Source organism: Pseudoduganella rivuli (assembly GCF_009674485.1).
In the GTDB taxonomy this organism is placed as follows: domain Bacteria; phylum Pseudomonadota; class Gammaproteobacteria; order Burkholderiales; family Burkholderiaceae_D; genus Rugamonas; species Rugamonas rivuli_B.
Map to the genome: position 1 here is coordinate 1 of NZ_WKJJ01000034.1, position 22,392 is coordinate 22,392.

Below are 22,392 nucleotides of genomic sequence, written 5' to 3' on the forward strand. Positions count from 1 at the left end.
TCAATTCAATCGACGTAAAATGAGTTTGAGCCGTTTGCATGATGATCCCCTTATTTGGATTGGTTAGCACCTCCAGTTTAGGAAATCGTTATGCCGACGGCTCTTTCTTTTACATCATAGGTTCTACACGGTCAGCAACGTGGCTTAAAACAGCGACGAAGGGCCGCATCCGTCAAGCGGCCAGCGCCTCCAGCTGTTCCTGCAACTCCAGCCATTCCCCTTCCAGCTGCTCCAGCTCTTTGGTGCAGTACGCCTGGTCGGTCAGCATGGTCTTCAGCTTGTCCTTGTTGGCCGCTTCATAAATGTCGCTGCCGCCCAGTTCCGCATCGATGCCGGATTTCCGGGTGTTGAGCTTGGCCATCTGTTCTTCCAGCCGCTTGATGCGGTTTTCAATCGGCTTGCGCTGGGCCGACAGACGCTGGCGCTGTTCCGCGTCCAGCCGCTTTTGCTCCTTGCGGTCCACGTCCGACACGGGCGCGGCGGCGGCCTGCTTGACGGGCTGCGATTGCGGGAAATCCGTCTTGTTGGCCTTGCCGGCGGCCGGCAGCATGTCCGTGCCTTTGCCCAGCTTGGTCTGGAACAGCCAGTCCTTGTAATCGTCCAGGTCGCCGTCGAACGGTTGCAAACGGCCGTCGGCCACGATGATGAACTGGTCGGTGGTGGCGCGCAGCAGGTGCCGGTCGTGGGATACCACCACCAGCGTGCCTTCGAATTGCGCCAGCGCTTCCGTCAGCGCTTCGCGGGTTTCCAGGTCGAGGTGATTGGTGGGTTCGTCCAGCAGCAGCAGGTTCGGGCGTTGCCACACGATCAGCGCCAGCGCCAGGCGCGCCTTTTCACCGCCGGAAAACGGTTTGATGGGGCTGGTCACCATATCGCCCGGGAAGTTGAAGCTGCCCAGGAAGTTGCGCAATTCCTGCTCGCGCACGGTCGGCGCGATCTTTTGCAAGTGCCACAGCGGCGATTCGTCGTGGCGCAGCATTTCCACCTGGTGCTGGGCGAAGTAGCCGACCACCAAGCCCTTGCCGGTGGTGGAGGTGCCGTCCAGCGGCTGCAGTTCGCCGGCAATGGTCTTGATCAGCGTGGATTTGCCGGCGCCATTCACGCCCAGCAAGCCGATGCGCTGTTCGCTTTGCAGCGAGAAATTGATGCCACGGACAATGACCTTGTCGCCATCTTCCAGGTGGTAGCCGGCGTTGACGTCTTCCATCACCAGCAGTGGATTCGGGGCGCTGACCGGTTCGCGGAATTCGAACGTGAATTCCGCCGCCGCCCGCAGCGGCGCCAGTTCTTCCATTTTCGCCAGTTGCTTCATGCGGCTTTGCGCCTGGCGCGCCTTGGTGGCCTTGGCCTTGAAGCGGTCGATGAACGATTGCAGGTGGGCGCGCTGGCGCTGCTGCTTTTCAATCGACGATGCCTGCAGCACCAGTTGCGCGGCGCGCTGGCGTTCGAACGCCGAGTAATTGCCGGAGTAGCGCTTGAGCCTGCGCTCGTCGATGTGCACGATCACGTTGACGATGGCGTCGAGGAAATCGCGGTCGTGGGAAATGATGATCAACGTGCCGGTGTAGCGTTTCAGCCAGTCTTCCAGCCAGATGATCGCGTCCAGGTCCAGGTGGTTGGTCGGTTCGTCCAGCAGCAGCAAGTCGGAAGGGCACATCAGCGCCTGCGCCAGGTTCAGGCGCATGCGCCAGCCGCCGGAAAAACTGGCGACCGGCTGTTTCATCTGGTCCAGCGTGAAACCCAGGCCGATCAGCAACTGTTCGGCGCGCGATTGCACCGTGTACGCATCGGCATCGGCCAGCGCGCTGTAGACCTCGCCCATGGCCAGGCCGTTATCGGCCGTTTCCGGCGCCGCCTGCAGGCGCTCCAGTTCCGCTTCCAGCTTGCGCAAATTGACGTCGCCATCGATGGCGTAATCGATCGCGGCACGCTCCAACGGCGGGGTTTCCTGCGCCACGTACGCCATGCGCCACTTGGCGGGGAAATCGATATCGCCCTGGTCCGGATGCAGCTCGCTGCGCAGCATGGCAAACAGGCTGGATTTACCGGCGCCGTTGGCGCCGATGAGACCGATTTTATCGCCCGGGTTCAGCGTCAGGTCGGCCTGTTCCAGCAGCGGCTTGACGCCGCGCATCAGGCTGACGTTGTTCAAACGGATCATAGTTATGCTTTACAGTTTCAGCTGGTCGGCGGTCAGCAGGAATACCATGTCGTCGCCGGCGCTGGTGGTCAGCCACGTCAGGCCCATGTCGCCAAAGGCTTTTTCCGCATATTCGCGCTCGTTGCCGATTTCCACGATCAGCAAGCCGTCGTCCGTCAACAGGTCGGCGGCGCCCTTGACGATGCGGCGCACCAGGTCCATGCCGTCGACGCCGCCGGCCAGCGCCAGCTGCGGTTCGGCCAGGTATTCCGGCGGCAGCTTGCCCATCGACGCGGAATTCACGTATGGCGGATTGGTGACGATGATGTCGTATTTTTTCTTCGGCACGTTCTGGTACAGGTCCGACTCGATCAGGGTCACGCGGTCCTGCAATTCGTAGGTGTCGACGTTGCGGCGCGCCACATCGAGCGCATCGCGCGAAATATCGACGGCGTCGACGTGGGCGTTCGGGAACGCGTCCGCCATCATGATGGCCAGGCAGCCGGAACCCGTGCACAGTTCCAGCACTTCGGTGACTTCGTCCGGGTCGGCGACCCACGGCGAGAAGTATTGCGGGATCAGTTCCGCGATGAACGAACGGGGCACCAGTGCGCGTTCGTCGACGTAGAAGTTATAAGTGCCCAGCCACGCTTCCTTCGTGATGTAGGCGGCGGGAACGCGTTGCACGGTGCGGCGCTCGATCACGTCCAGCACGGCTTGCACTTCGTCCGGCAACAGGCGCGCGTCGAGGAACGGGTCCAGCTTGTCCAGCGGCAGGCGCAACGTGTGCAGGATCAGGTAAGCCGCTTCATCGATGGCTTCCACGCTGCCGTGGCCGAAGAACAGCTTGGCGGTATTGAAGCGGGTAACGGCGTAGCGCAGCAAGTCGCGCGGAGTGGTAAACAGGGTATTGGGCATGGTATCTCCTGGCCTTTCAGATATTCAGGTCAACAGGTTTTCTAGTGTACGGCGGTAGATGTTTTTCAGCGGATCGATGAAACGCAGCTCGATGTGCTCGTCGATCTTGTGGATGCTGGCGTTGGGAGGGCCGAATTCTATCACCTGGGGGCAGATCTGCGCGATGAAGCGGCCGTCCGACGTGCCGCCCGTGGTCGACAGTTCCGTCTCGACACCGGTTTCCGCCTTGATGGCGTCGGCAACGGCGGTGCTCAGCGTGCCGCGCGGCGTCAGGAACGGCAGGCCGGACAAGGTCCACTGCAGATCGTATTCGAGGCTGTGCTTGTCGAGGATCGCGTGCACGCGGCGCTTCAATTCCTCGTGCGTGCTGGCGGTGGAAAAGCGGAAATTAAAATCGATCACGACGTCGCCTGGAATCACGTTGTTGGCGCCCGTGCCGCCCTTGATGTTCGACATTTGCCACGACGTCGGCAGGTAGTATTCGTTGCCGTGGTCCCAGACTTCGGCCACCAGGTCGGCCAGCGCCGGCGCGGCCTGGTGGATCGGGTTGCGCGCCAGTTGCGGGTAGGCGATGTGGCCCTGGATACCCTTGATGGTGAGCTTGCCGGACAGCGAACCGCGGCGGCCATTCTTGATCATGTCGCCCAGCGTCTTGTCGGACGTGGGTTCGCCCACGATGCAGTAATCGAGCTGTTCCCCGCGCGCTTTCAGCATGTTGCACACCACCACGGTGCCATCCGTGGCCGGGCCTTCTTCATCGCTGGTGATGAGGAAGGCAATCGACCCCTTGTGATCCGGGTGGGCCGCAATGAATTCCTCGCACGCCACCACCATGGCGGCAATCGACGTCTTCATGTCGGCGGCGCCACGGCCATACAGCTTGCCGTCGCGGTGGGTTGGATAAAACGGTTCGGACGACCATTGTTCGACGGGGCCGGTCGGCACCACGTCCGTGTGGCCGGCGAAGACCAGCACCGGGCCCTCGGCGCCACGGCGCGCCCACAGGTTGGTGACATCGCCGGAGACAATGGTTTCGCATTCGAAGCCCAGCGGTTCCAGCAAGTGGATCAACTGGTCCTGGCAACCTTTGTCTTCCGGCGTGACGGACGAACGGCCGATGAGTTTTTCCGTCAGCGCAAGGGTACGGGAAGCTGTCATGCTGATTGACTCGTTGTTAAGCGAAGATCTGGCTGTACTGGGCGGCCGAGAAGCCCACATGACAGGCGTCGCCCACGCCTTGCAGCACGGGACGCTTGATCACGGACGGGAATTCCAGCATCAGTTCACGCGCGCTGGCGGCATCGACGATGGCGGCCTTGCGCTCATCGGGCAAGCCGCGCCACGTGGTGCCTTTCTTGTTGACCAGCACTTCCCAATCCAGGCTGGCCAGCCAGCCGTTGACGGTGTCGGCGCTCAAGCCTTGTTTCTTGAAGTCGTGGAACGTGAAGTCGCGCTGCTGGTCCGCCAGCCACACGCGGGCTTTTTTCACGGTGTCGCAGTTAGGGATGCCGTAGAGAGTGATCATGGAATGGAGGTGAAATGCCTCGCCGCCGGGGTGGCGGCGTAAATGCGCATTATAGCGGTTGGCGGGGCTGCCATGGCCTCCGGCGGAGATCAACCGCGCCGCGCGCGGCGGCGCCCGCCGCTCAGGCCGGGCCAGCGACAGCCCGAATGCGCGCGCCGGCCGCCACCACCAGCATGGCGCAGCCCAGCCCGGCGAACGCCAGTTGCAGGCTGGCGGCATGGGCAATAAAACCGATCAGCGCCGGTCCGGTCAGGATGCCGGTATAGCCGATTGCGGTGATCGCGCCGACGGCCAGGCTGGCCGGCATGTCGGGTTGGCGCCCGGCCGCCGTGAACAGGATCGGCACGATATTCGATGCGCCCAGTCCGACCAGCGCAAATCCGGCCAGCACCACGGCGGCATGCGGCGCCAGCACCGCCGTGAAAAAGCCCGCCGCCGCGCAGATCCCGCCGCATAGCAGCACCCGCACGTTGCCCCAGCGGCGCACGATACGGTCGCCGCCAAAGCGCCCGGTGGTCATGGCAATGGCGAACGCCGCATAACCCAGTCCCGCTTCGCTGGTGGCGAAGCCCGGCATGCCGGCCAGCAGCAGGGCGCTCCAGTCCAGCACCGCGCCTTCCGCCATGAAGACGGCAAAGCACAGCAAACCAATCACGATGACGCGGCCACGGGGCATGACGAACAGCGCGTGTCCGTTGCCGCCCGTGGCAGCCAGCATGCCGCTGCGGGCGGCCAGCAGCAGCGATGCGGCCAGCATGGCCACCGCAATGCAGGCGGCGGCCGGCGTGACGCCATTGGCCAGCAGCAACGTGACGCCAGCGGCGCCGGCGAAGCCGCCCACGCTGTACATGCCGTGAAAACCCGACATCAGGGGTATGCCCCGGTGTTTCTCCACCTCCACCGCTTGCACATTCATCGCGACGTCCATGGTGCCGATACTGGCGCCAAACAGGAACAACGCCAGGGCCAACTGCAACGGCGAGCTTGCTAGCGCTAACATCGGCAAGATGGCGCACACCAGCGAACCGGATGCCGTCATCACCTTGCGGCAGCCAAACCGGGCCGTCAGCGCCCCGGTGGCGGGCATGGCCAGCATGGAGCCGATGCCCAGGCACAGCAGGATCATGCCGAGGTGGGCCGGCTCCAGCTGCAACCGGGTTTTCGCATAGGGGACCAGCGGCGCCCAGGCGGACATGGCGATACCGTTGGCAAAAAAGGCGAGGCGGGTGGAACGGCTGGAAGTAACGTGCATGTCTTGCAAAAAGAGAGGCCGCAGGTGCAGCAAACGGGCCAGACTATAAAGCAATGGTGTGAAATGCGCAGGAGTTACGGTGCAAAAAGGTGGCGCCGGCGTCATCGCGTTTCGCCATGCGGGACATTCAGGCGGCCGCCGTCACCACCTGGTTCCTGCCGCCATGCTTGGCCTGGTACAGCGCTTCATCGGCGCGCACCAGCGCCCCGTCCAGCGAGGTTTCCGATACCAGCGTGACGCCGAAGCTGGACGTGACGGGCACGGAAACCGCCTGCGCGCAGATGGGGCTGCAAGCGAGCGCGGCGCGGATGCGCTCCGCGATGTGCGCGGCGCCCGCCAGTCCATCCCCCGGCACCAGGATGACGAATTCCTCTCCGCCGATGCGGGCAAGAAAATCCGTGGCGCGCAATTGTGCGGACGCGGTCTGCACGACTTTTTGCAGCACGATATCGCCCACCGCGTGGCCCCACGTATCGTTGATGTGCTTGAAGTGGTCGATGTCGAACATGATGACGCCCAGCGCGCGGCTGGTGCGCTGGCAATCGGCGATTTCCGCCACGGCCCGTTCTTCCAGGTGGCGGCGGTTGCCGGCGCCTGTCAGCGGGTCCAGCATGGCCAGTTTTTGCAGTTCCGCCGTGCGCATGGCGACCCGCGCTTCCAGGTCCGCATTGAGCGCATGGATTTCGCGGATCAGTTCATAGGCGCGCAGGCAGGCAATCACGCTGGTGAACAGCTTTTGCGCGGTGAGTTCCGTCTTGGACTTGTAATCATCGATTTCATACGCCAGCACGACGTCCTGTTCGGGCGCATAGCCGGGCTGCCCCGTGCGCAGCACCAGGCGAATCGCCCGGTCCTGGCGGACTTCGCGGATATGGCGCACCAGTTCCAGGCCCGCATCCGCGGTTTCCATGACGACGTCGATCAGCGCAAACGCAACATCGGGTTCCTGTTCCAGCAGGCCACGGGCTTCGGCGGCGGAGGCGGCGTTGTAAATCCGCAGCGGGCGGTTACGGAAAGTAATGTGCCGCAAGATCAGTTCTGTCACCGCGTGGACGTGGGGATCGTCGTCGACAATCAGTATTTTCCATGGAGCCAGCTCGCCGCAAGGCTCGGCGTAGGTATCTTCCGCCAGGAAGGGGATAGTGTCGCAGGTGTCGGGCGCATTCATGTGGGGTGCTCCGGTGCATTGCTTTTCATCATTCTAGTCCGAAGTTCCTTGTTGGTTTCAATTTGATAAATACCATAAGGACAACCCTTAGATCTGTCGGCAACAGTTCGGCGTACAATGGCTGAGCCCCGTCTGACGTGCCAATCAGCAAAAAAGGACCTGCTGTGAACGACAACGAACAGCCAGTACCAGGGGGAGCCATCATCCTCGTCGTTGATGACTCGCCTTCCGGCGTACTGGTCATGAAAGAGTATCTGGAAGAGGCGGGATACCGGACTTGCCATGCGTATAACGGTGAAGCGGCGCTGGCGCTGGCCCGCGAAGCGCAGCCGGCGCTGATCCTGATGGATGTCATGATGCCGGGCATCGATGGCTTTGAAACCTGTGTGCGCCTGAAGGCGGACGACGGGCTCAAAGACATCCCCGTGATCTTCATGACGGCGCTGGCCGATGAAAGCTCGAAAATGCACGCGTTTAACGTGGGCGGCGTCGACTACGTGAGCAAGCCGCCGTTGCTGGGCGAATTGCTGGCGCGCGTGCGTACCCATATCGCGCTGCATACGTTGCAGCGGCGCCTGGCGGAACAAAACGCCGCCCTGCAGCGCGAAGTCGCCGTGCGCGAAGCAGCGCAGCAGGCGTTGCGCGAGCACCGCGACCAGCTGGAGCGCGACGTGGCCGAGCGCACGGCCGATGCCGTCAGCCACAGCCGCGCGCTGGAAGAAACGCTGGCGCGCCTGCGCACGGCGCAGGAACAGGTGATCAAATCGGAAACCATGGCGTCGCTGGGGCGGCTGGTGGCCGGCATTGCGCATGAAGTCAATACGCCGCTGGGGGTGGCGCTGTCCGCCGCCACCCACTTGAATGACCAGATCCGGCAAGTGGCCGCGAAAATGCGCGACAACCAGTTGCAGCGCAGCAAGCTGGAACAATTCTTTGAACTGGGGTCGGAATTATCACAGGCGCTGATCGTCAATTGCCAGCGCGCGGCGGACTTGATGGGCCGCTTGAAATCCGGCGCCACGGACCGCGCCAGCGGCCAGCGGCGCGAATTCGACCTGGGCGTTTACGTGCGGGAAGTGGTGGCCAGTTTGCAGCCGCAACTGAAGCAGGCCGGCATCGATGCCGTCATCGATGCGCAGGAAGGCATCACAATGGACAGTTTTCCGGGCCCGCTGGCGCAAATCCTGTCCAACCTGGTCAGCAATGCGCAAGACCATGCGTTTGACGGCAACGGCGGGCGCGTGGAAATTGCCGTCAGGGCGCTGGGCGACAACCATGTGGAACTGGTGTTTTCCGACAACGGCGCGGGCATTGCGCCGGAAAACCTGCCCCGCGTCCTCGACCCGTTTTTCACCACGCGCCGCGGCGCCGGCAACTCCGGCCTGGGCATGCATATCATCCAGAACCTGGCGACGGTGGTGCTGGGGGGCGGCATCACCGTGGACAGTGTGCGGGGGCAGGGCGCCACGGTGCGCCTGACTTTCCCCCGCGTGGCGCCGGCGCTCAGCCCAGGGTGAATTCCGTGAACGAGGTCTCGGAAGCGGTGGATGCGGCCGCCTGCTCCGGTTCTTCTTTCTTGGCGTCCGGCCCGTTATTGAGCAGCCACAGCAGGTTAGTGGCGGAATCCGCGTTGGCCAGTGCTTCTTCCTTGGTGATCTTGCCGGACTGGACCAGGGCGAACAGCGCCGCTTCAAACGATTGCGAACCGCCCGTCAGGCTTTTCTCCATCGCTTCCTTGATCTGGCTGATCTCGCCTTTTTCAATCAATTCCGAGATGTAGCGCGTATTGACCATGACTTCCACGGCGGCCGTGCGGGTGCCGCCGCTGGCGGACTTGATCAGGCGCTGCGACACGATGGCCTTGACGGTGGACGACATGTCCTGGAACAGCGCCGCGCGGTTTTCGATCGGATAAAAACTGATGATGCGGTTCAGCGCGTTGTAGCTGTTATTCGCGTGCAGGGTTGCCAGCACCAGGTGGCCCGATTGCGCATAGGCGAGGGCGGCGGCCATGGTTTCCTTGTCGCGGATTTCACCGATGAGGATGCAGTCCGGCGCCTGGCGCATCGAGTTGCGCAGCGCGGTATAGAAATCCTTGGCGTCGGAACCGATTTCCCGCTGGTTGACGATGGATTTCTTGTTCTTGAACAGGTATTCGATCGGGTCTTCCAAGGTCAGGATGTGACCCGGTTTCATTTCATTGCGGTGGTCCAGCATGGCCGCAATGGTGGTGGACTTGCCGGAACCGGTGGAACCGACCAGCAGCAGCAAGCCGCGCTTTTCCATGATCAGTTCGGACAGCACGGGCGGCAAACCGAGGTCGCCCAGCGCGGGGATGGTGGCGGGTACGAAGCGGAACACGGCGGAGATACTGCCGCGCTGGCGGAATGCCGACAGGCGGAAGCGGCCCAGGTTGGGCACGGAATAACCGGCATTGAGTTCGTTGGTGCGCTCCAGTTCTTCCATCTGTTCCGGCGAACAGATTTCCGACAGCAGGGCGTGGATATTTTCCGGCTCCAGCTTTTGCTGGTTGATGGGAATGAGGGTACCGTTGATCTTGATGTGGACGGGGGAATTCACCGCGAAAAACATGTCCGATGCGGCTTTTTCCTTCATCAGCTGGAACAGGCGGTCCATGGCCATGATGATGTCTCCTCAAGTAGGGCGGCTTTTACGAAGCCGCCGTGAGCCGTCGAAACGCATGCATGGCGGGTTTGTAAAACCCGCCCTACGTTAGCGCAAGCCGGTGGCTTGACTTAAACGCCGCGCAGCAGTTCGTTGATGCTGGTTTTGGAGCGGGTCTGCGCGTCCACGCGCTTGACGATCACCGCGCAGTACAGGCTGTACTTGCCGTCGGCCGAAGGCAGGTTGCCCGACACCACGACGGAACCGGCAGGCACGCGGCCGTAGGTCACTTCGCCGGTGGCGCGGTCGTAGATCTTGGTCGACTGGCCGATGTACACGCCCATCGAAATCACGGAGTTTTCTTCCACGATCACGCCTTCGACGATTTCCGAACGGGCGCCGATGAAGCAGTTGTCTTCGATGATGGTCGGATTCGCTTGCATTGGCTCCAGCACGCCGCCGATGCCGACACCGCCGGACAGGTGGACGTTCTTGCCGATCTGTGCGCACGAACCGACGGTGGCCCAGGTGTCGACCATCGCGCCTTCATCGACGTAGGCGCCGATGTTGACGTAGGAAGGCATCAACACCACGTTTTTCGCGATGAACGAACCACGGCGGGCAACGGCCGGCGGCACCACGCGGAAACCGCCTTTCTGGAAGTCGGCTTCGGTATAGTTGGCGAATTTGGTCGGTACCTTGTCGTAGAACTGCATCGTGCCGTCCGAAGGCAGCACGACGTTGTTTTCCAGGCGGAACGACAACAGCACGGCTTTCTTGATCCACTGGTTCACCACCCAGGTGCCGGTGTCTTTTTGCGCCACGCGCAGCGAACCGTTATCCAGGCCGGCCAGCACGTGCGAGACGGCGTCGCGCAGTTCGGCGGTACCGTTGGCTGGGTTGATCTCGGCGCGGTTGTCCCAGGCTTGTTCGATGATTTGTTGCAGTTGTTGGGTCATGATGATCTTCTTTAGTGACTTATTGACTTATTTAGACAGGGTTTGGCAGAACTGGACGATGCGCTTCGCAGCTTCCAGTCCTTCATCGGTTTCGGCGACCAGCGCCATGCGGATACGGTTGCGGCCCGGATTGATGCCGTGCGCGTCGCGCGCCAGGTAGCTTCCGGGCAATACAGTGACATTATATTCGGCGTACAGGCGCTGTGCGAACTCGGTGTCCGACAGGCCCGTGCGCGATACATCGGCCCACAGGTAAAAGCCGGCGTCGGGCAGCGCCACGTCCATCACTTCCTGCAGCAGCGGCGTGATGGCGGCAAATTTGGCGCGGTATTGGGCGCGGTTCGATTCGACGTGGGTTTCGTCGTTCCAGGCCGCGACAGACGCAGCTTGCACGGGTGGGCTCATGGCGCCGCCGTGGTAGGTGCGGTACAACAGGAATTTCTTCAGCACTTCGGCATCGCCGGCGACGAAGCCGGAACGCATGCCCGGCACGTTCGAGCGTTTCGACAGGCTGGAAAACACCACCAGGCGCGCATACGGGCGCTCGACCGTGGCCAGGCCCAGCATGTGCGCCGCCTGCATGGCGCCCAGCGGCGGCTCGTCGAAGTAAATCTCGGAGTAGCACTCGTCGGCGGCAATCACGAAGTCGTAGCGCTCGGACAGTGCAAACAAGTGTTCCCATTCCGTCAGCGACAGCACGGCGCCGGTCGGGTTGCCCGGCGAGCAGACAAACAGCAATTGCGTGCGCTGCCAGACGGATTCCGGAATGGTGTCGTAATCGCAGCCGAAGTTGCGGGCCGGGTCGGAATTGACAAAGTAGGGTTCGGCGCCGGCCAGGTAGGCCGCGCCTTCATAGATCTGGTAAAACGGGTTCGGCGACACCACGATCGCGCGGTTACCGTCGCCCCGGGTCGGATCGACCACGGTCTGCGCCAGCGCGAACAGCGCTTCGCGCGAACCATTGATCGGCAACACCTGCGTGGCAGGGTTCAGCGCCGGCAAGCCATAGCGGCGCTCGAGCCAGCCGCAAATCGCCTTGCGCAGCGGCTCCGAGCCGATGGTCAGCGGGTAATTGGCCAGGCCGTCCAGGTTGCCGGCCAGCGCTTGCTGGATGAATGGCGGCGTCGGATGCTTGGGCTCGCCCATGCCCAGGCTGATGTGGTTATACGCGGCATTGGGCGTCACTTGCGCAAACAATTGCCGGAGTTTTTCGAATGGATACGATTGCAGCTTGTCGAGATGTGGATTCACGGGCGGACCAGAGGCAGTTTTACAAATCGGAACCAGTGATTATAGCGCCAGCAAGCAATCGGCGCGCGGGATGGGGGTTATGAGGGGTATTTAATATGGCCGATGGGGTGGCTGGGCGATAAAAAATTGGCAAGCGATGGTGCGAGCCATGGCGGAGCAATGACACAGGTAGGGTTGATACATGGTATTTGACCATGCGCTAGGAATGGATTACGCTGTATTTCTTTATAACAACAATGCAGGAAATGTAACTAGTTTGTTGATAGTTAATGTCCTGCCTATTTTTCTGCCGCGTCCATGACCACCATCAACCAGTCGACCACACTGATTTTCCCCCTCAATCAAGCCGACGGGGCATGGCAGCCGGATGTCAAGAATTTGTTGGCGCGCGATGTGTACAAGAGCCTGGGTACTTTCATTACGCAGCGCGTGGCGGAGGTGCCGCTGGTCAGCGACTCCTATGTCGACCGGCGGCAGCACAATGCGATCCTGGTGGACGGAGCCAGGGGGACGGGCAAAAGCTCGGTATTGGTGAATCTGCCCAAGTATCTCAAGGATAGGCACGAGGGATTGATGGGTGATGTGCACATTCTCAATCCAGTGGACCCCACTTTGCTGGAAGCGCACGACGACCTGTTCTTGAATGTGGTCATTGCCGCCGTGATGTCGGATAAGGCCGTCAAGGGGGCGATGACGAATTCCGACGACCGTGTCCGACTGCACAAGCAATTGCAAACCTTGGGCCATGCACTGGAAAGCCGCCACACGCAGGGAGAAAAGAAAGGGCTGGACAAGATCCGTGCCTTTATTGGGAACCAGGAAATTATCGAAGAGGTCCACAAATTCTTTGCCGAAGTACTCCGGGTGCTGAAGCGTAAACTGCTGATCTTGCCGATCGACGACGTCGATACGTCGATTAACCGGGCTTTTGAGAATCTGGAAGTGGTGCGGCGTTACCTGACTTCGCCTTTTGTACTGCCGATTATCAGTGGCGATATTCATCTTTACCAAGAGGTGAGCTGGCGCGATTTTCATGGCCGCATGCTGAAAGACAGTAAATGGCGGGCTGCGCAAGCACAACAGGATGCCGACGGCTTGGCGGACGAGTACCTGCGCAAAATTTTGCCGTTGCAGTACCGGTTACGTATGCCGGAGGTGAGTCATTACCTGGAGATGAACGAGGTGGTGCTGGGAGAGGGGGCGGAAGGCGACGCAATGACGCTGCCTGTATTCCACCAGTGGCTGGAGACGTTACTCAATGACCGTACTAATGGATTGGAAAATAGCCGCTTGTCGGTGCCAATTCCGACTGTGCGCGCATTGTCACAGGTGGTTAATAGAACGCAGTCGCTGATCCCTATATTGCGAAGCCTTGTGAATGCATACCGGCTGGCGCCGGCCGCTTTGCGGCACTACATGTTGATGCCCAAGGTATCCTATGAAGCTATCGGGCGCTTTGCACGGGGGTATGACATTTCTGACAGTCCCGGGGCGGGTTCCGTGCCACAGCGGCGGGAAAATGATTACAGCCGGTTCAAAGATTGGCAGGGAGACCCCGGCCTTGCCGAAGCTTTTGAGCGCTACGATTGGAGAAGTTGGGGCAGTGCCCTGTGCGAGCACTTCCGCCACGATCCCCAAGCCGGAATCGCATTCCTGGTGTTGGAAGCGGAGCGTCAGTGGCGCTCGCCACAGCAAGGGGGGAAAAATATATTCGATACGCCGCTGTTCCAGCCATTGCGGCATGCGGAAAGGGCATTTGCGCACTTTTCGAAGGGGCATTCTATACAAGACTGGGCTGTACGGCTTGGCGACGTGGCGCAAAAAAGTTGGCTGGCGGAGTTGCCTGACGCAACGATATTGCCTTATCCACTGGCAGAAGTAGGCGCAAGTCTGTCCGAAAGGGATATTCAGACTGCCTTAGAAATTGAATCGAGAGGATTTAACGGGAATTGGCGTTTGCTTTTCGACCTTGCCGTGCATCGGAATTTTTACAGTACTAATAAGCTGTCGGCGCTGATTTGCATCGGCAGGGTTTTTGAGCTGGTCATCACGAGTCTGCAGCGTGACGTCACCGGGCGGGACATTGAGGACATGCTGGGGCGGGCGCCGTTTTATTCACTTGGTCAATTGGCCAGTACCAAGCCGATTACATTGGTCGATACGGGAACTGGCGAGGAACCGGGAGAAAATGAAGATGAAGATAGTTCGCGTGACGCAGTGCCTGCGTACGCAGACATGCTGGCATTGGAGATTGCCCAGTGGCGCAGTCAATACAAAGTCCGCGATCTGAGACTGTCGCCGTGGTTGGTCTATAACGTCATGAATAAGGTGTTTAATCAGGCCGAGTATTTTAATCCTTATGGGTTTGTGAAGGATCGGAATCCATTCTATGAAGCGGCTTGGGTTGTCCGAAAAGCATTCAATTGTATTTGGGCTGCATTTGGTAGTTTCGAAAAAGGTCCTGTGTACGGATTGCCTGCCATTGTCGCCAATGTCAATATCGGTGATGGCAAGGACTTCACCCGTAGCGAATTATTCCGCCAAAACATCACACCGTTTTACGGCGAAACAACTGGGGCATCGGAATTTGGCAGAGCAGTCGGGGCCATTACGTACTTGATGGCGTTTCATCCGCTCAAGCGCTGGACTGATGACTTGCCAAGTCCGCACGATATCGAATGGGCTCCGGCCGATAAGGGAGATGAGAGCGCCATGACTCAGGCTGGCCGTGGCGCCTGGCTGAAAAGTAAACTGGGTTCATCCCGCGTCACGTCTGCCACGCACAAGCGCTTGCGCAGGATGGGACGGGCGGCGGCGGAGAACTTATTGCAGGAGTATGAAGCTTCGTATGGCAGGAGGGATTTGCGTGAGCAATTCAATCTGGCTTTCACCGATAAGCCAGCGGATAGCCGGTAATCCATGTTGCAGCGTTCCCTGACTGAGCTTGCCGTTGAGACCAGTTTCCGTAGCAGGAAGCTTGCATCCGTATTGGCAGGCTATTTACGCGATCCCTGGCATGGGCCGGGTAGAGAGTTGGTCGCTGCATGCCGCAAGGCGCTCGCGGTAGAGTTGGACGAAGACCACCGCTACCGCTTCCGTTTGAATGATCTCGACTACGCCTTCACCGTTCTGTGGCCAGATGCGCAATTCACCAGTGGATTGCTGCCGATGATGGATGAACTGTTCGGCCAGGTCATGGAACGGAACGGCGATTTTCTGCAATACCGTTACGAGCGGGTACAAGCCTATGCCCGTCTCATGGCTGGCATCGACCCCACGTTGCTGGCGGCTTGGCATCTGGCACGCCGTTTGCACGCAGATGACAGCTTGTCGCCACATGATGTGGAGCGCATGGTTGGCTGCCAGTTGCCATTCTTTACGCCGCCACCTGCTGGCAACAAGCATTACGCGGAGGGGCATGTGCATCTCGGCGGCGTTTATTTCGATGGCCTAGTTTTGATGGGCAAACTGACCGAGCAGTTGCTGGAACCCGATGAGCTGGCGGTGTTCAATCCGTTACGCAAACTAGCCGCGACCTTGCTCGACGCGGTGCCTTCGACGCGGGATTTGCAGCAGCGTTGCTACGCAATTTTATCGGCGTCCGAGATGGAATATGCGGACCATCCGGGGGACTGGGCAACGCTAGTCGCAATGTCCTGCGATTCCGATGCGATTAGCCGGGACTGGTTGCGTTTCCGCCTTGCCCATGCGATGGAGCTGGGTGATGTGGGCAAAGGATGGTTGTGGTTCGTCTTGTGGCTCTGGTATGTTTTCCAGGATAAAAAGACGGATGAATATGAACGGGTCCTGATCTTTTATCTATTGGCCTCTCTGATGCAGGTGCGGAGCAGGGTCATCATGACTGGACAGGGCCTGAGCCGCTTCACCGAACGTTATTACAAACAGCCATTGCGCACACATATACCGGGCTTGCCGTGGATGACCGATACCGTGCGTAGGCTGTTTGTTGGATCGCATGACTTGGCGGAAATCAAGCTCGCACCGGAAAAGTTCACGCCGCAACTGCTGGCGCAATTTGCGCAGGCCGTGGCGCAGCATGCTGGAGTGACACCTGCCGCGTACGGCAAAGTATTGCCGGACGTCGCTGTGTGCGCCTATATCGCGCAATTGGAGCGCTGGCATTTTTGCGCGCATTTTCTGCGCCGACCCGCGTTGATCCGGGACCGCGCCAGTTTGTGGCGGCAGGCGGACCAGCTGATTGCCGCGCTGTGCAGTCAGACGGGCTGGAATTTAAGCGAATTCCTTGATGGCCACTTGAATATTGATTACACCTTCCAGCCAGGACGCTGGCTGCGTGCCTTGGATGTGGCGGGCGATGAAAACGCAGTTCGTACCGAAGTGTATGCGCCCGTGCTGCGCTGGTTACGGAGAGGATTGCTGACCCGGCCATTTGATGAGCGCGGCGCGTCCGGCTTTCATATCAGTATTCATGCCGGTGAAGACTATGCGCATCCTTTGTCCGGCATGCGGCATATGGATGAAACTGCGCGCTTTTGCGAACTGCGGGCGGGCGACCGGTTGGGCCATGGCCTGGCGTTGGGAATAGACCCGCAGGTGTGGGTAACGCGCCAAGGCGATATGCTCCTGCCGGTGGAAGAGCATTTGGATAACCTGGTGTGGGCTTGGCACTACGCGACGGAGTTGAGCAATGTTTTGCCACTGGCGGCACAGGCGGTGCCGCGCCTCGAGCGGCGCATCGCCCGTTTTGCTGCCGATGTCGCGTCTCCGGAAATGCGTCATCGTGCTTGGGAACTGCGTCGCAATTGCTATTGGCAATTCAAGGAAAACCGTTTAGTTCCATTGCATGATTCCAAGCTGGCTAGTGCCGTACCGGATTATGCCTATCTCATATCGAAACAGGACGCCGGCGGTGCCGCTAGTCTGTATTTGCGACGCCACGAAGACTTGCAAGCAGGCAACGCTGAGGGCATGCAGCGCGTCAAGTATGTTCTGGTTGGTCAGCCTGGAGTTGGGCGTGGCGATGTCGGTGGCCGTATCGATGAAGCGGGGAACTCGTACTTGCAAGACCACGAAACCACCCAGGACCTGGAATTCATGTCCGCCCTGCAAGACTACCTGCTCGACAAATACGACCGCATGGGCCTGATCATCGAAGCCAACCCCAGCTCCAACGTCTACATCGGCCGACTCGACAAGCACAGCGAACACCCGATCTTCCGCTGGTATCCGCCGGAAGAGCATTGCCTCAAACCGGGGGAGCGCTGGAACCGTTTCGGCCTGCGCCGAGGACCGATCAAGGTGCTGGTTAATACCGACGATCCAGGGATTATCCCGACCACGCTGCGGACTGAATACGCGCTACTGGGTGAGGCGGCCATTGACCTGGGTTACTCGCGCACCTGCGTTGATGCATGGCTGGAGCGTCTGCGCCAGTTTGGACTGGACGAATTTTATCGAAACCATTTACCGGTATTTGAAAGGAACAATCGTCATGACGCTTGATGCGCGTATCGACACGATGGAACAGGAACTGAACAGGAAGCACAGTGCTTATCGCTGGCTGTCGTACGTTGCGCGGCGCGTCACCATACTCGGCGCGCTGTATGTCGTCCTGTATTTACCGATGCTGCTGATCCAGCAGTATTGGAAAGTCGATTCGGTTGCGCTGGAGAGTGGTACGCTGAACCCGCATATCGGCATGAACCTGTCCACGCTGGTACTGTCGCCATGGACCCAATCGCTTATCGCGGCTGTCGTGCTTGGGTTTTGCGCGGGCTGGACGAAGCAAACCTGGAAAATGAAGCTGCTGGTGAATACGGTGTTGTTGCTGGTTACCGTGTCGCCTGTGCTTTGTCTGCTGTCGGCAAGCACCTCGACAATACTCGTGCGTGCGTATCACGGCATGCTGTTGCTGGCCGCTGGTTTGCTGACCAACCGGACGTTCGGCTATACCCGTGCCTGGGCCCGCAAGAATTTTTATCTGGAACGACTGGCAGCCTTGAAGTACCTGCCAGCAGGGGCGGACAAGGCCAAGGCTTTTGATAAGCTGCACGAAGCGTATTGTGTGGATGTGCACCGCGACCTGGTCGGCGACACATTTTTCGTACTCGACCAGGCCAGTGCCAAATTACAGGGCGGCTGACTTTGCCGTCCATGCGTCAGCGCCCCGCAGCGGGCAAGCCGCCATGTCCTCGCCCAGTCGCCGGACCAATTCCACCCGCAGCGCCGCCAGCCCCGCCATGCGGCGGTCGACTTCCTCCACTTTCGCCCGCAGCGCTTCGCGCAGCCGTTCCGCCGACGTGTCCGGCGCCGCCAGCAGCGGCAAATCCGCTTCGATTTCCTTCAGCGTGAAACCCAGTTGCTGCGCCGTGCGGATGTAGCGCAGCCAGTCCACGGCTTCGGGCGGGTAGTCGCGGTAACCGTTGCCGCTGCGGCGGGCCGTCAACAGTCCCCGTTTTTCGTAAAAGCGCAACGTGTCGCGGCTGAGGCCGGTGGCGGCGGCGATGGCTCCGATTTGCATGGCGTGTCCTTCCAAATAATGCTTGACCATGGAGTTTACTCCAAGGTTTAGCATGGGTCACTGATGAAACAAGGAGCCTCCCATGCCCGACCACCTGACATTCCGCCGTATCGTCCGTGCCAGCGCCATTTACGATCTGGTTGTAACCATGCCGTTTGCCACGCCGTGGACCTTTGCCGCCGCTCATGCACTATTGTCCGAGATTAACGCCAGGCTGGGCGGCGCGCCGCTGCCCGCGTTTGAACCGTTCCACATATTGATGGCGTGCCTGATGGGCAGCGTCGTCATGGTGTGGTCGGTGTTAAGGATACGCGACCCGCAACCGCTGTATGGTCGCTACGACGCGGTGGCGCGCCTGCTGTTTGCCACGTGGATGGGCTGGACCTGGTTGCAGACGGGGGCGCCGCTGCTGTGGCTGTTCCTGGTGCCGGAAGCCGCGTGGTGTGTCGTGCAGGCGCTGCCCGTGCGCGCCGCCGGAACGGCCGGGGGTAAGATGGACCGCGTTGCCGCCTGATTGCCCGCACGATCACCTGTTTGTCGATTCCTGGCCGCGTCATCCGTCGTGGAGGTAAGGATGCGGGCGGCGGCGCCCGACCTCAACCAGAAAGGACATGCCATGGCCAACGTTCAACACATCGTTCCCTGCCTGTGGTTCGACACGCAGGCGGAAGAAGCGGCAAAGTATTACACCGGTATTTTTGACGGTGGACGCATCAACCAGGTCAGTTATTACACGGAAGCGGGCAAGGAACAGCACGGCAAGGAACCCGGTTCCGTGCTGACGGTGGAGTTTGAAATCAATGGCCAGACGTTCACGGCGCTGAATGGCGGCCCCCATTTCAAGTTCAATGAAGCCGTGTCGTTCCAGGTCATGTGCGAGAGCCAGCAGGAAGTCGACCGTTACTGGACCAAATTGGGCGAGGGCGGCGATCCGGCGGCGCAGCAATGCGGCTGGTTGAAGGATAAGTTCGGCGTGTCGTGGCAAATCGTGCCGCGCGTGATGATCGAAATGCTGAAGGATTCCCAGTCGGCCCGGTCCCAGCGCGCCATGGCGGCCATGATGGGAATGAAAAAGCTCGATATCGCGGCGTTGCAGCGAGCCTACGCCGGGTGATCGGCGTATCATTATTCTTCCCATCCTGCCAGGAGATCCGCCATGCAAGCGCAACCCCTCATTGCAGTGTCAGACGTGCCCGCCAGCAGCCGCTGGTACCAAACCTTGCTCGCTGCCCGCAGCGGCCACGGTGGCCGGGAGTATGAACAAATCATGCACGGCGAGCGCATGATCCTGCAATTGCACCGCTGGGATGCGCATGGCCACGTCAACCTGGGCGACCCGGAATCGCGTCCCTATGGCAATGGCGTGCTGCTGTGGTTCTGGACCGATGATTTCGACGATGCCGTGGAGCGCATCACGGCATTGTCGGCCAAGGTGCTGGAGGGGCCGAAGGAAAACACCAATGCGTCGCACCGGGAAATCTGGGTTCGCGATCCGGACGGGTATGTGGTGGTGCTGGCCGGGCCTTACGGCGACGTCGGCATGTAGGCCGCACGCCGAACGTCACCTGCGGCGCCGTTCCGTAGGGCGGTTTCCGCACAGCGGAAGCCGCCACGCATGCGGCACGTTGACGCATGCAGGCGGCTTTGTAAAAGCCGCCCTACGGCTGGTAAGGGCACGGGATTATCTGTGCCAGGCCTGCGTGGCCACCCGCAGCATATTGCCGCCCATGACTTGCGCAGCCTCGTCCGCCGACATGCCCACCTTGCGCAGTTCGGCGGCCAGTTCGCGCCACATGTCCGGTGCGACGAACGTGGGCGGATGCTCGCGGCTGTAGCCCGCCGACGCGGGCCACCAGTACGACGGATCGAATTCGCCCGGCGGGGTATCGTCCAGCTCCGCTTGTGAAAAGCAGATATCGGTGCCGATGCCCACGTGCGCCACACCCGCCACATCGGCCACATAGGCGGCGTGGCGCGCCACGTCGGCCGCCGATGGCGCCGCGCTGCCAAGGAACCACGACAGCCCCGATATGCAGACGACGCCGCCCGTGGCGGAACAGGCGCGGATTTGTTCATCGGTGATATTGCGGCCGTGCTGCGTCAGCGCATACGGATTGGCATGGCTGAATACGACCGGCTTGCTGGAGATGTCCATGATTTCCAGCGACGACATGCGTCCCGTGTGCGAACAATCCATGATGATGCCCGCGTCGTTCACGGCCTGCACCATGCGCCTGCCCAGCGGCGTCAGGCCGCGCGGTTCGTCATGGCAGCCGCCCGCCACGCTGTTGTTGCGGTTATAGACGAAGTGCATTTGCCGCACGCCCAGTTGCGCATACAGCGCCACCATGTCCGGCCGGTCCAGCAGCGGCATCGAACCCTCCAGGTCGAACGTCAGCGCCATCTTGCCCTCGCGCGCCGCGCGCTGCACGTCGTCGACCGTGGACGCCAGCACATAGCGTTCCGGCTGCGCGGCAATGGTGGCGCGGTAGCCGGCAATCACGGACATCACTTGCGGCAGCGGATTCATGTCGGCGCCCACATTGAGCGACGTGTAGTGCACACCGGCCGCGTGCAGCCGCGCCACCGGCTCGAACGATGCATCGGGGTGCTGCGGCAGGCAGACGTGGGCGTCCCAGTGGATCATGTTATCAATTCCTTAATGGAAGGACGGCCATATTCCCACAGATCCCGGCGGAAGGGCAAGCGCCTGCCGACTTCCTTTATACTGGCGGGTTCTTCAAGCAGGATTACTCCATGACCTTTTCCACGCTGGGCCTCGCGCCCCCGTTACTGAATGCCTTGGCCGAAGTTGGCTACACCGAGCCGACCGCCATCCAGGCCGCAGCCATTCCCGCTGCGTTGCGGGGCGACGACGTGCTGGGCGCCGCGCAAACGGGCTCCGGCAAGACCGCCGCATTCGTGCTGCCCATGCTGCAGGCATTGCTGGCGCGCCGCGCGTCCGGCACACGCGCCGTGCACGGCCTGGTGCTGGCCCCTACGCGCGAACTGGCGGCGCAGGTGGGCGAGACCATCCGCACGCTGGCGCAGCATTTGCCGGTGGCGGTGAAAGTCGTGACGGCGTTCGGCGGCGTCTCGATCAACCCGCAAATGATGGCGCTGCGGGGCGGCGCGGACATCGTGGTGGCCACGCCGGGCCGCTTGCTGGACCTGGTCGAACACAATGCGCTGAAACTGGACAAGGTCGCCACCTTGGTGCTGGATGAGGCGGACCGCTTGCTGGACATGGGCTTCACGGCGGAAGTCAACCGCATCCTGGCGTTGTTGCCGGCAGCGCGCCAGAGCCTGTTCTTTTCCGCCACGTTCCCGCCCGCCGTGCAGGCGCTGGCGCAAGGCATGTTGCGCAACCCGGTGCGCGCGGAAGTGGCGTCCACGCCGGAAACCCGGCCGGATATCGTGCAGCGCGCCATCCTGGTCGATGAGGCGCGCCGCCTGCAACTGCTGCGCCACCTGATCCGCGAAGAAGGGTGGGAGCGGGTGATGGTGTTCGTCGCCACCAAGTACGCCGCCGACCATGTGGCCGACAAGCTGCGCCGCAACGGCATCCACGCGGAAGCGTTTCACGCCGACCAGAGCCAGGGCGCCCGCACGGCCATGCTGGCGGACTTCAAGGTGTCGCACATCCGCGTGCTGGTGGCGACCGACGTGGCGGCGCGCGGCATCGATATCGCGCAATTGCCGGCCGTGGTGAATTTCGACTTGCCCCGCTCGCCGGCCGATTACACGCACCGCATCGGCCGCACCGGCCGCGCCGGCGCCAGCGGGCTGGCGGTCAGCTTCGTCAGCGCTGCAACGGAAGCGCATTTCAGCCTGATCGAGAGCCGGCAGAAAGTGCGCGTGCCGCGCGAGCAGGTGGCGGGATTCGAACCGGTGCAGACGGCGGCGCCCGCGGTGCATGCGGCGACCGATACCGTCAACGGCGGCATCAAGGGCAAGCGCAAGAGCAAGAAGGACAAGTTGCGGGAAGCGGCGGCAGCGGCTGCTGCTGAAACGGGACGTTAAATCCATCGCATGCATTACCACAACGCCTG

General features: G+C 61.1%; 19 protein-coding genes. 8 read left to right on the forward strand and 11 right to left on the reverse strand.

Translation table 11 applies throughout. The features are described from left to right. Positions 1 to 172: 172 nt before the first annotated feature. The 6 genes from GJ700_RS32805 to GJ700_RS32830 all read right to left on the reverse strand — a co-directional run bounded on the left by GJ700_RS32805 (position 173) and on the right by GJ700_RS32830 (position 7,003). Entirely contained in the window at positions 173 to 2,161 is a 1,989-nt protein-coding gene (locus GJ700_RS32805) for an ATP-binding cassette domain-containing protein (protein WP_154382073.1), read from the reverse strand. Positions 2,162 to 2,170: 9 nt separating this feature from the next. Then, a complete protein-coding gene (gene prmB / locus GJ700_RS32810; RefSeq protein WP_154382075.1) occupies positions 2,171 to 3,058 on the reverse strand; it encodes a 50S ribosomal protein L3 N(5)-glutamine methyltransferase in 888 nt (295 codons plus the stop codon). Positions 3,059 to 3,082: 24 nt separating this feature from the next. Continuing rightward, positions 3,083 to 4,216, reverse strand: a complete 1,134-nt coding sequence (gene dapE, locus GJ700_RS32815; protein ID WP_154382077.1) for a succinyl-diaminopimelate desuccinylase — start codon at positions 4,214 to 4,216, stop codon at positions 3,083 to 3,085. A gap of 16 nt (positions 4,217 to 4,232) precedes the next feature. Continuing rightward, entirely contained in the window at positions 4,233 to 4,583 is a 351-nt protein-coding gene (locus GJ700_RS32820) for an ArsC family reductase (RefSeq protein WP_154382078.1), read from the reverse strand. Positions 4,584 to 4,704: 121 nt separating this feature from the next. Continuing rightward, the gene (locus GJ700_RS32825; RefSeq protein ID WP_154382080.1) at positions 4,705 to 5,835 is read right to left on the reverse strand and encodes an MFS transporter; all 1,131 of its coding nucleotides are present in this window, start codon (positions 5,833 to 5,835) and stop codon (positions 4,705 to 4,707) included. Positions 5,836 to 5,962: 127 nt separating this feature from the next. After that, the gene (locus GJ700_RS32830) at positions 5,963 to 7,003 is read right to left on the reverse strand and encodes a GGDEF domain-containing response regulator (RefSeq protein ID WP_154382082.1); all 1,041 of its coding nucleotides are present in this window, start codon (positions 7,001 to 7,003) and stop codon (positions 5,963 to 5,965) included. 164 nt (positions 7,004 to 7,167) lie between these two features. Between GJ700_RS32830 and GJ700_RS36365 the strand changes: the two genes are divergently transcribed. Beyond that, a complete protein-coding gene (locus tag GJ700_RS36365; protein ID WP_154382084.1) occupies positions 7,168 to 8,520 on the forward strand; it encodes a hybrid sensor histidine kinase/response regulator in 1,353 nt (450 codons plus the stop codon). On the opposite strand, the gene GJ700_RS32840 is transcribed toward GJ700_RS36365, so the two are convergent. From GJ700_RS32840 to dapC, 3 genes are all read right to left on the reverse strand, one after another. Continuing rightward, a complete protein-coding gene (locus tag GJ700_RS32840) occupies positions 8,507 to 9,646 on the reverse strand; it encodes a PilT/PilU family type 4a pilus ATPase (RefSeq protein ID WP_154382086.1) in 1,140 nt (379 codons plus the stop codon). The two genes, GJ700_RS36365 and GJ700_RS32840, sit on opposite strands and share 14 nt — an antisense overlap. 113 nt (positions 9,647 to 9,759) lie before the next feature. Beyond that, positions 9,760 to 10,587 (reverse strand): 2,3,4,5-tetrahydropyridine-2,6-dicarboxylate N-succinyltransferase, encoded by an 828-nt coding sequence (gene dapD, locus GJ700_RS32845; RefSeq protein WP_154382088.1) that lies wholly within the window; start codon positions 10,585 to 10,587, stop codon positions 9,760 to 9,762. Between the two features lie 27 nt (positions 10,588 to 10,614). Further along, on the reverse strand, positions 10,615 to 11,838 hold the full coding sequence (dapC, locus tag GJ700_RS32850; RefSeq protein ID WP_371868236.1) for a succinyldiaminopimelate transaminase: 1,224 nt from the start codon (positions 11,836 to 11,838) through the stop codon (positions 10,615 to 10,617). A 297-nt stretch (positions 11,839 to 12,135) separates the two neighbouring features. Between dapC and rdrA the strand changes: the two genes are divergently transcribed. From rdrA to GJ700_RS32865, 3 genes are read left to right on the forward strand one after another with little or no spacing between them, the layout of a single operon-like run. After that, entirely contained in the window at positions 12,136 to 14,754 is a 2,619-nt protein-coding gene (rdrA, locus tag GJ700_RS32855) for an antiviral RADAR system adenosine triphosphatase RdrA (protein WP_154382091.1), read from the forward strand. A 3-nt stretch (positions 14,755 to 14,757) separates the two neighbouring features. After that, the gene (gene rdrB / locus GJ700_RS32860; RefSeq protein WP_154382094.1) at positions 14,758 to 17,322 is read left to right on the forward strand and encodes an antiviral RADAR system adenosine deaminase RdrB; all 2,565 of its coding nucleotides are present in this window, start codon (positions 14,758 to 14,760) and stop codon (positions 17,320 to 17,322) included. Continuing rightward, positions 17,312 to 17,962, forward strand: coding sequence for a hypothetical protein (locus GJ700_RS32865; RefSeq protein ID WP_154382096.1), 651 nt, complete (start codon positions 17,312 to 17,314; stop codon positions 17,960 to 17,962). The genes rdrB and GJ700_RS32865 overlap by 11 nt, the downstream gene beginning before the upstream one ends. Here the strand turns inward: GJ700_RS32865 and GJ700_RS32870 are convergent. Beyond that, positions 17,948 to 18,340 carry a MerR family transcriptional regulator gene (locus tag GJ700_RS32870; RefSeq protein WP_154382098.1) on the reverse strand — a complete coding sequence of 131 codons (393 nt, stop codon included), beginning with the start codon at positions 18,338 to 18,340 and terminating at the stop codon, positions 17,948 to 17,950. The genes GJ700_RS32865 and GJ700_RS32870 overlap by 15 nt on opposite strands. An 82-nt stretch (positions 18,341 to 18,422) precedes the next feature. Between GJ700_RS32870 and GJ700_RS32875 the strand changes: the two genes are divergently transcribed. The 3 genes from GJ700_RS32875 (at position 18,423) to GJ700_RS32885 (ending at position 19,886) form a co-directional block, all read left to right on the forward strand. After that, the gene (locus tag GJ700_RS32875; protein ID WP_154382100.1) at positions 18,423 to 18,854 is read left to right on the forward strand and encodes a hypothetical protein; all 432 of its coding nucleotides are present in this window, start codon (positions 18,423 to 18,425) and stop codon (positions 18,852 to 18,854) included. A 102-nt stretch (positions 18,855 to 18,956) separates the two neighbouring features. Further along, positions 18,957 to 19,454 carry a VOC family protein gene (locus GJ700_RS32880; RefSeq protein ID WP_154382102.1) on the forward strand — a complete coding sequence of 166 codons (498 nt, stop codon included), beginning with the start codon at positions 18,957 to 18,959 and terminating at the stop codon, positions 19,452 to 19,454. A 42-nt stretch (positions 19,455 to 19,496) separates the two neighbouring features. Then, positions 19,497 to 19,886 (forward strand): VOC family protein, encoded by a 390-nt coding sequence (locus GJ700_RS32885; RefSeq protein ID WP_154382104.1) that lies wholly within the window; start codon positions 19,497 to 19,499, stop codon positions 19,884 to 19,886. A gap of 135 nt (positions 19,887 to 20,021) precedes the next feature. Here GJ700_RS32885 and GJ700_RS32890 read toward each other — a convergent pair whose 3' ends face one another. Then, on the reverse strand, positions 20,022 to 20,987 hold the full coding sequence (locus GJ700_RS32890) for a dipeptidase (protein ID WP_154382106.1): 966 nt from the start codon (positions 20,985 to 20,987) through the stop codon (positions 20,022 to 20,024). Positions 20,988 to 21,097: 110 nt separating this feature from the next. Between GJ700_RS32890 and GJ700_RS32895 the strand changes: the two genes are divergently transcribed. Beyond that, positions 21,098 to 22,363 carry a DEAD/DEAH box helicase gene (locus GJ700_RS32895; protein ID WP_154382108.1) on the forward strand — a complete coding sequence of 422 codons (1,266 nt, stop codon included), beginning with the start codon at positions 21,098 to 21,100 and terminating at the stop codon, positions 22,361 to 22,363. The last annotated feature ends 29 nt before the right edge of the window (positions 22,364 to 22,392 follow it).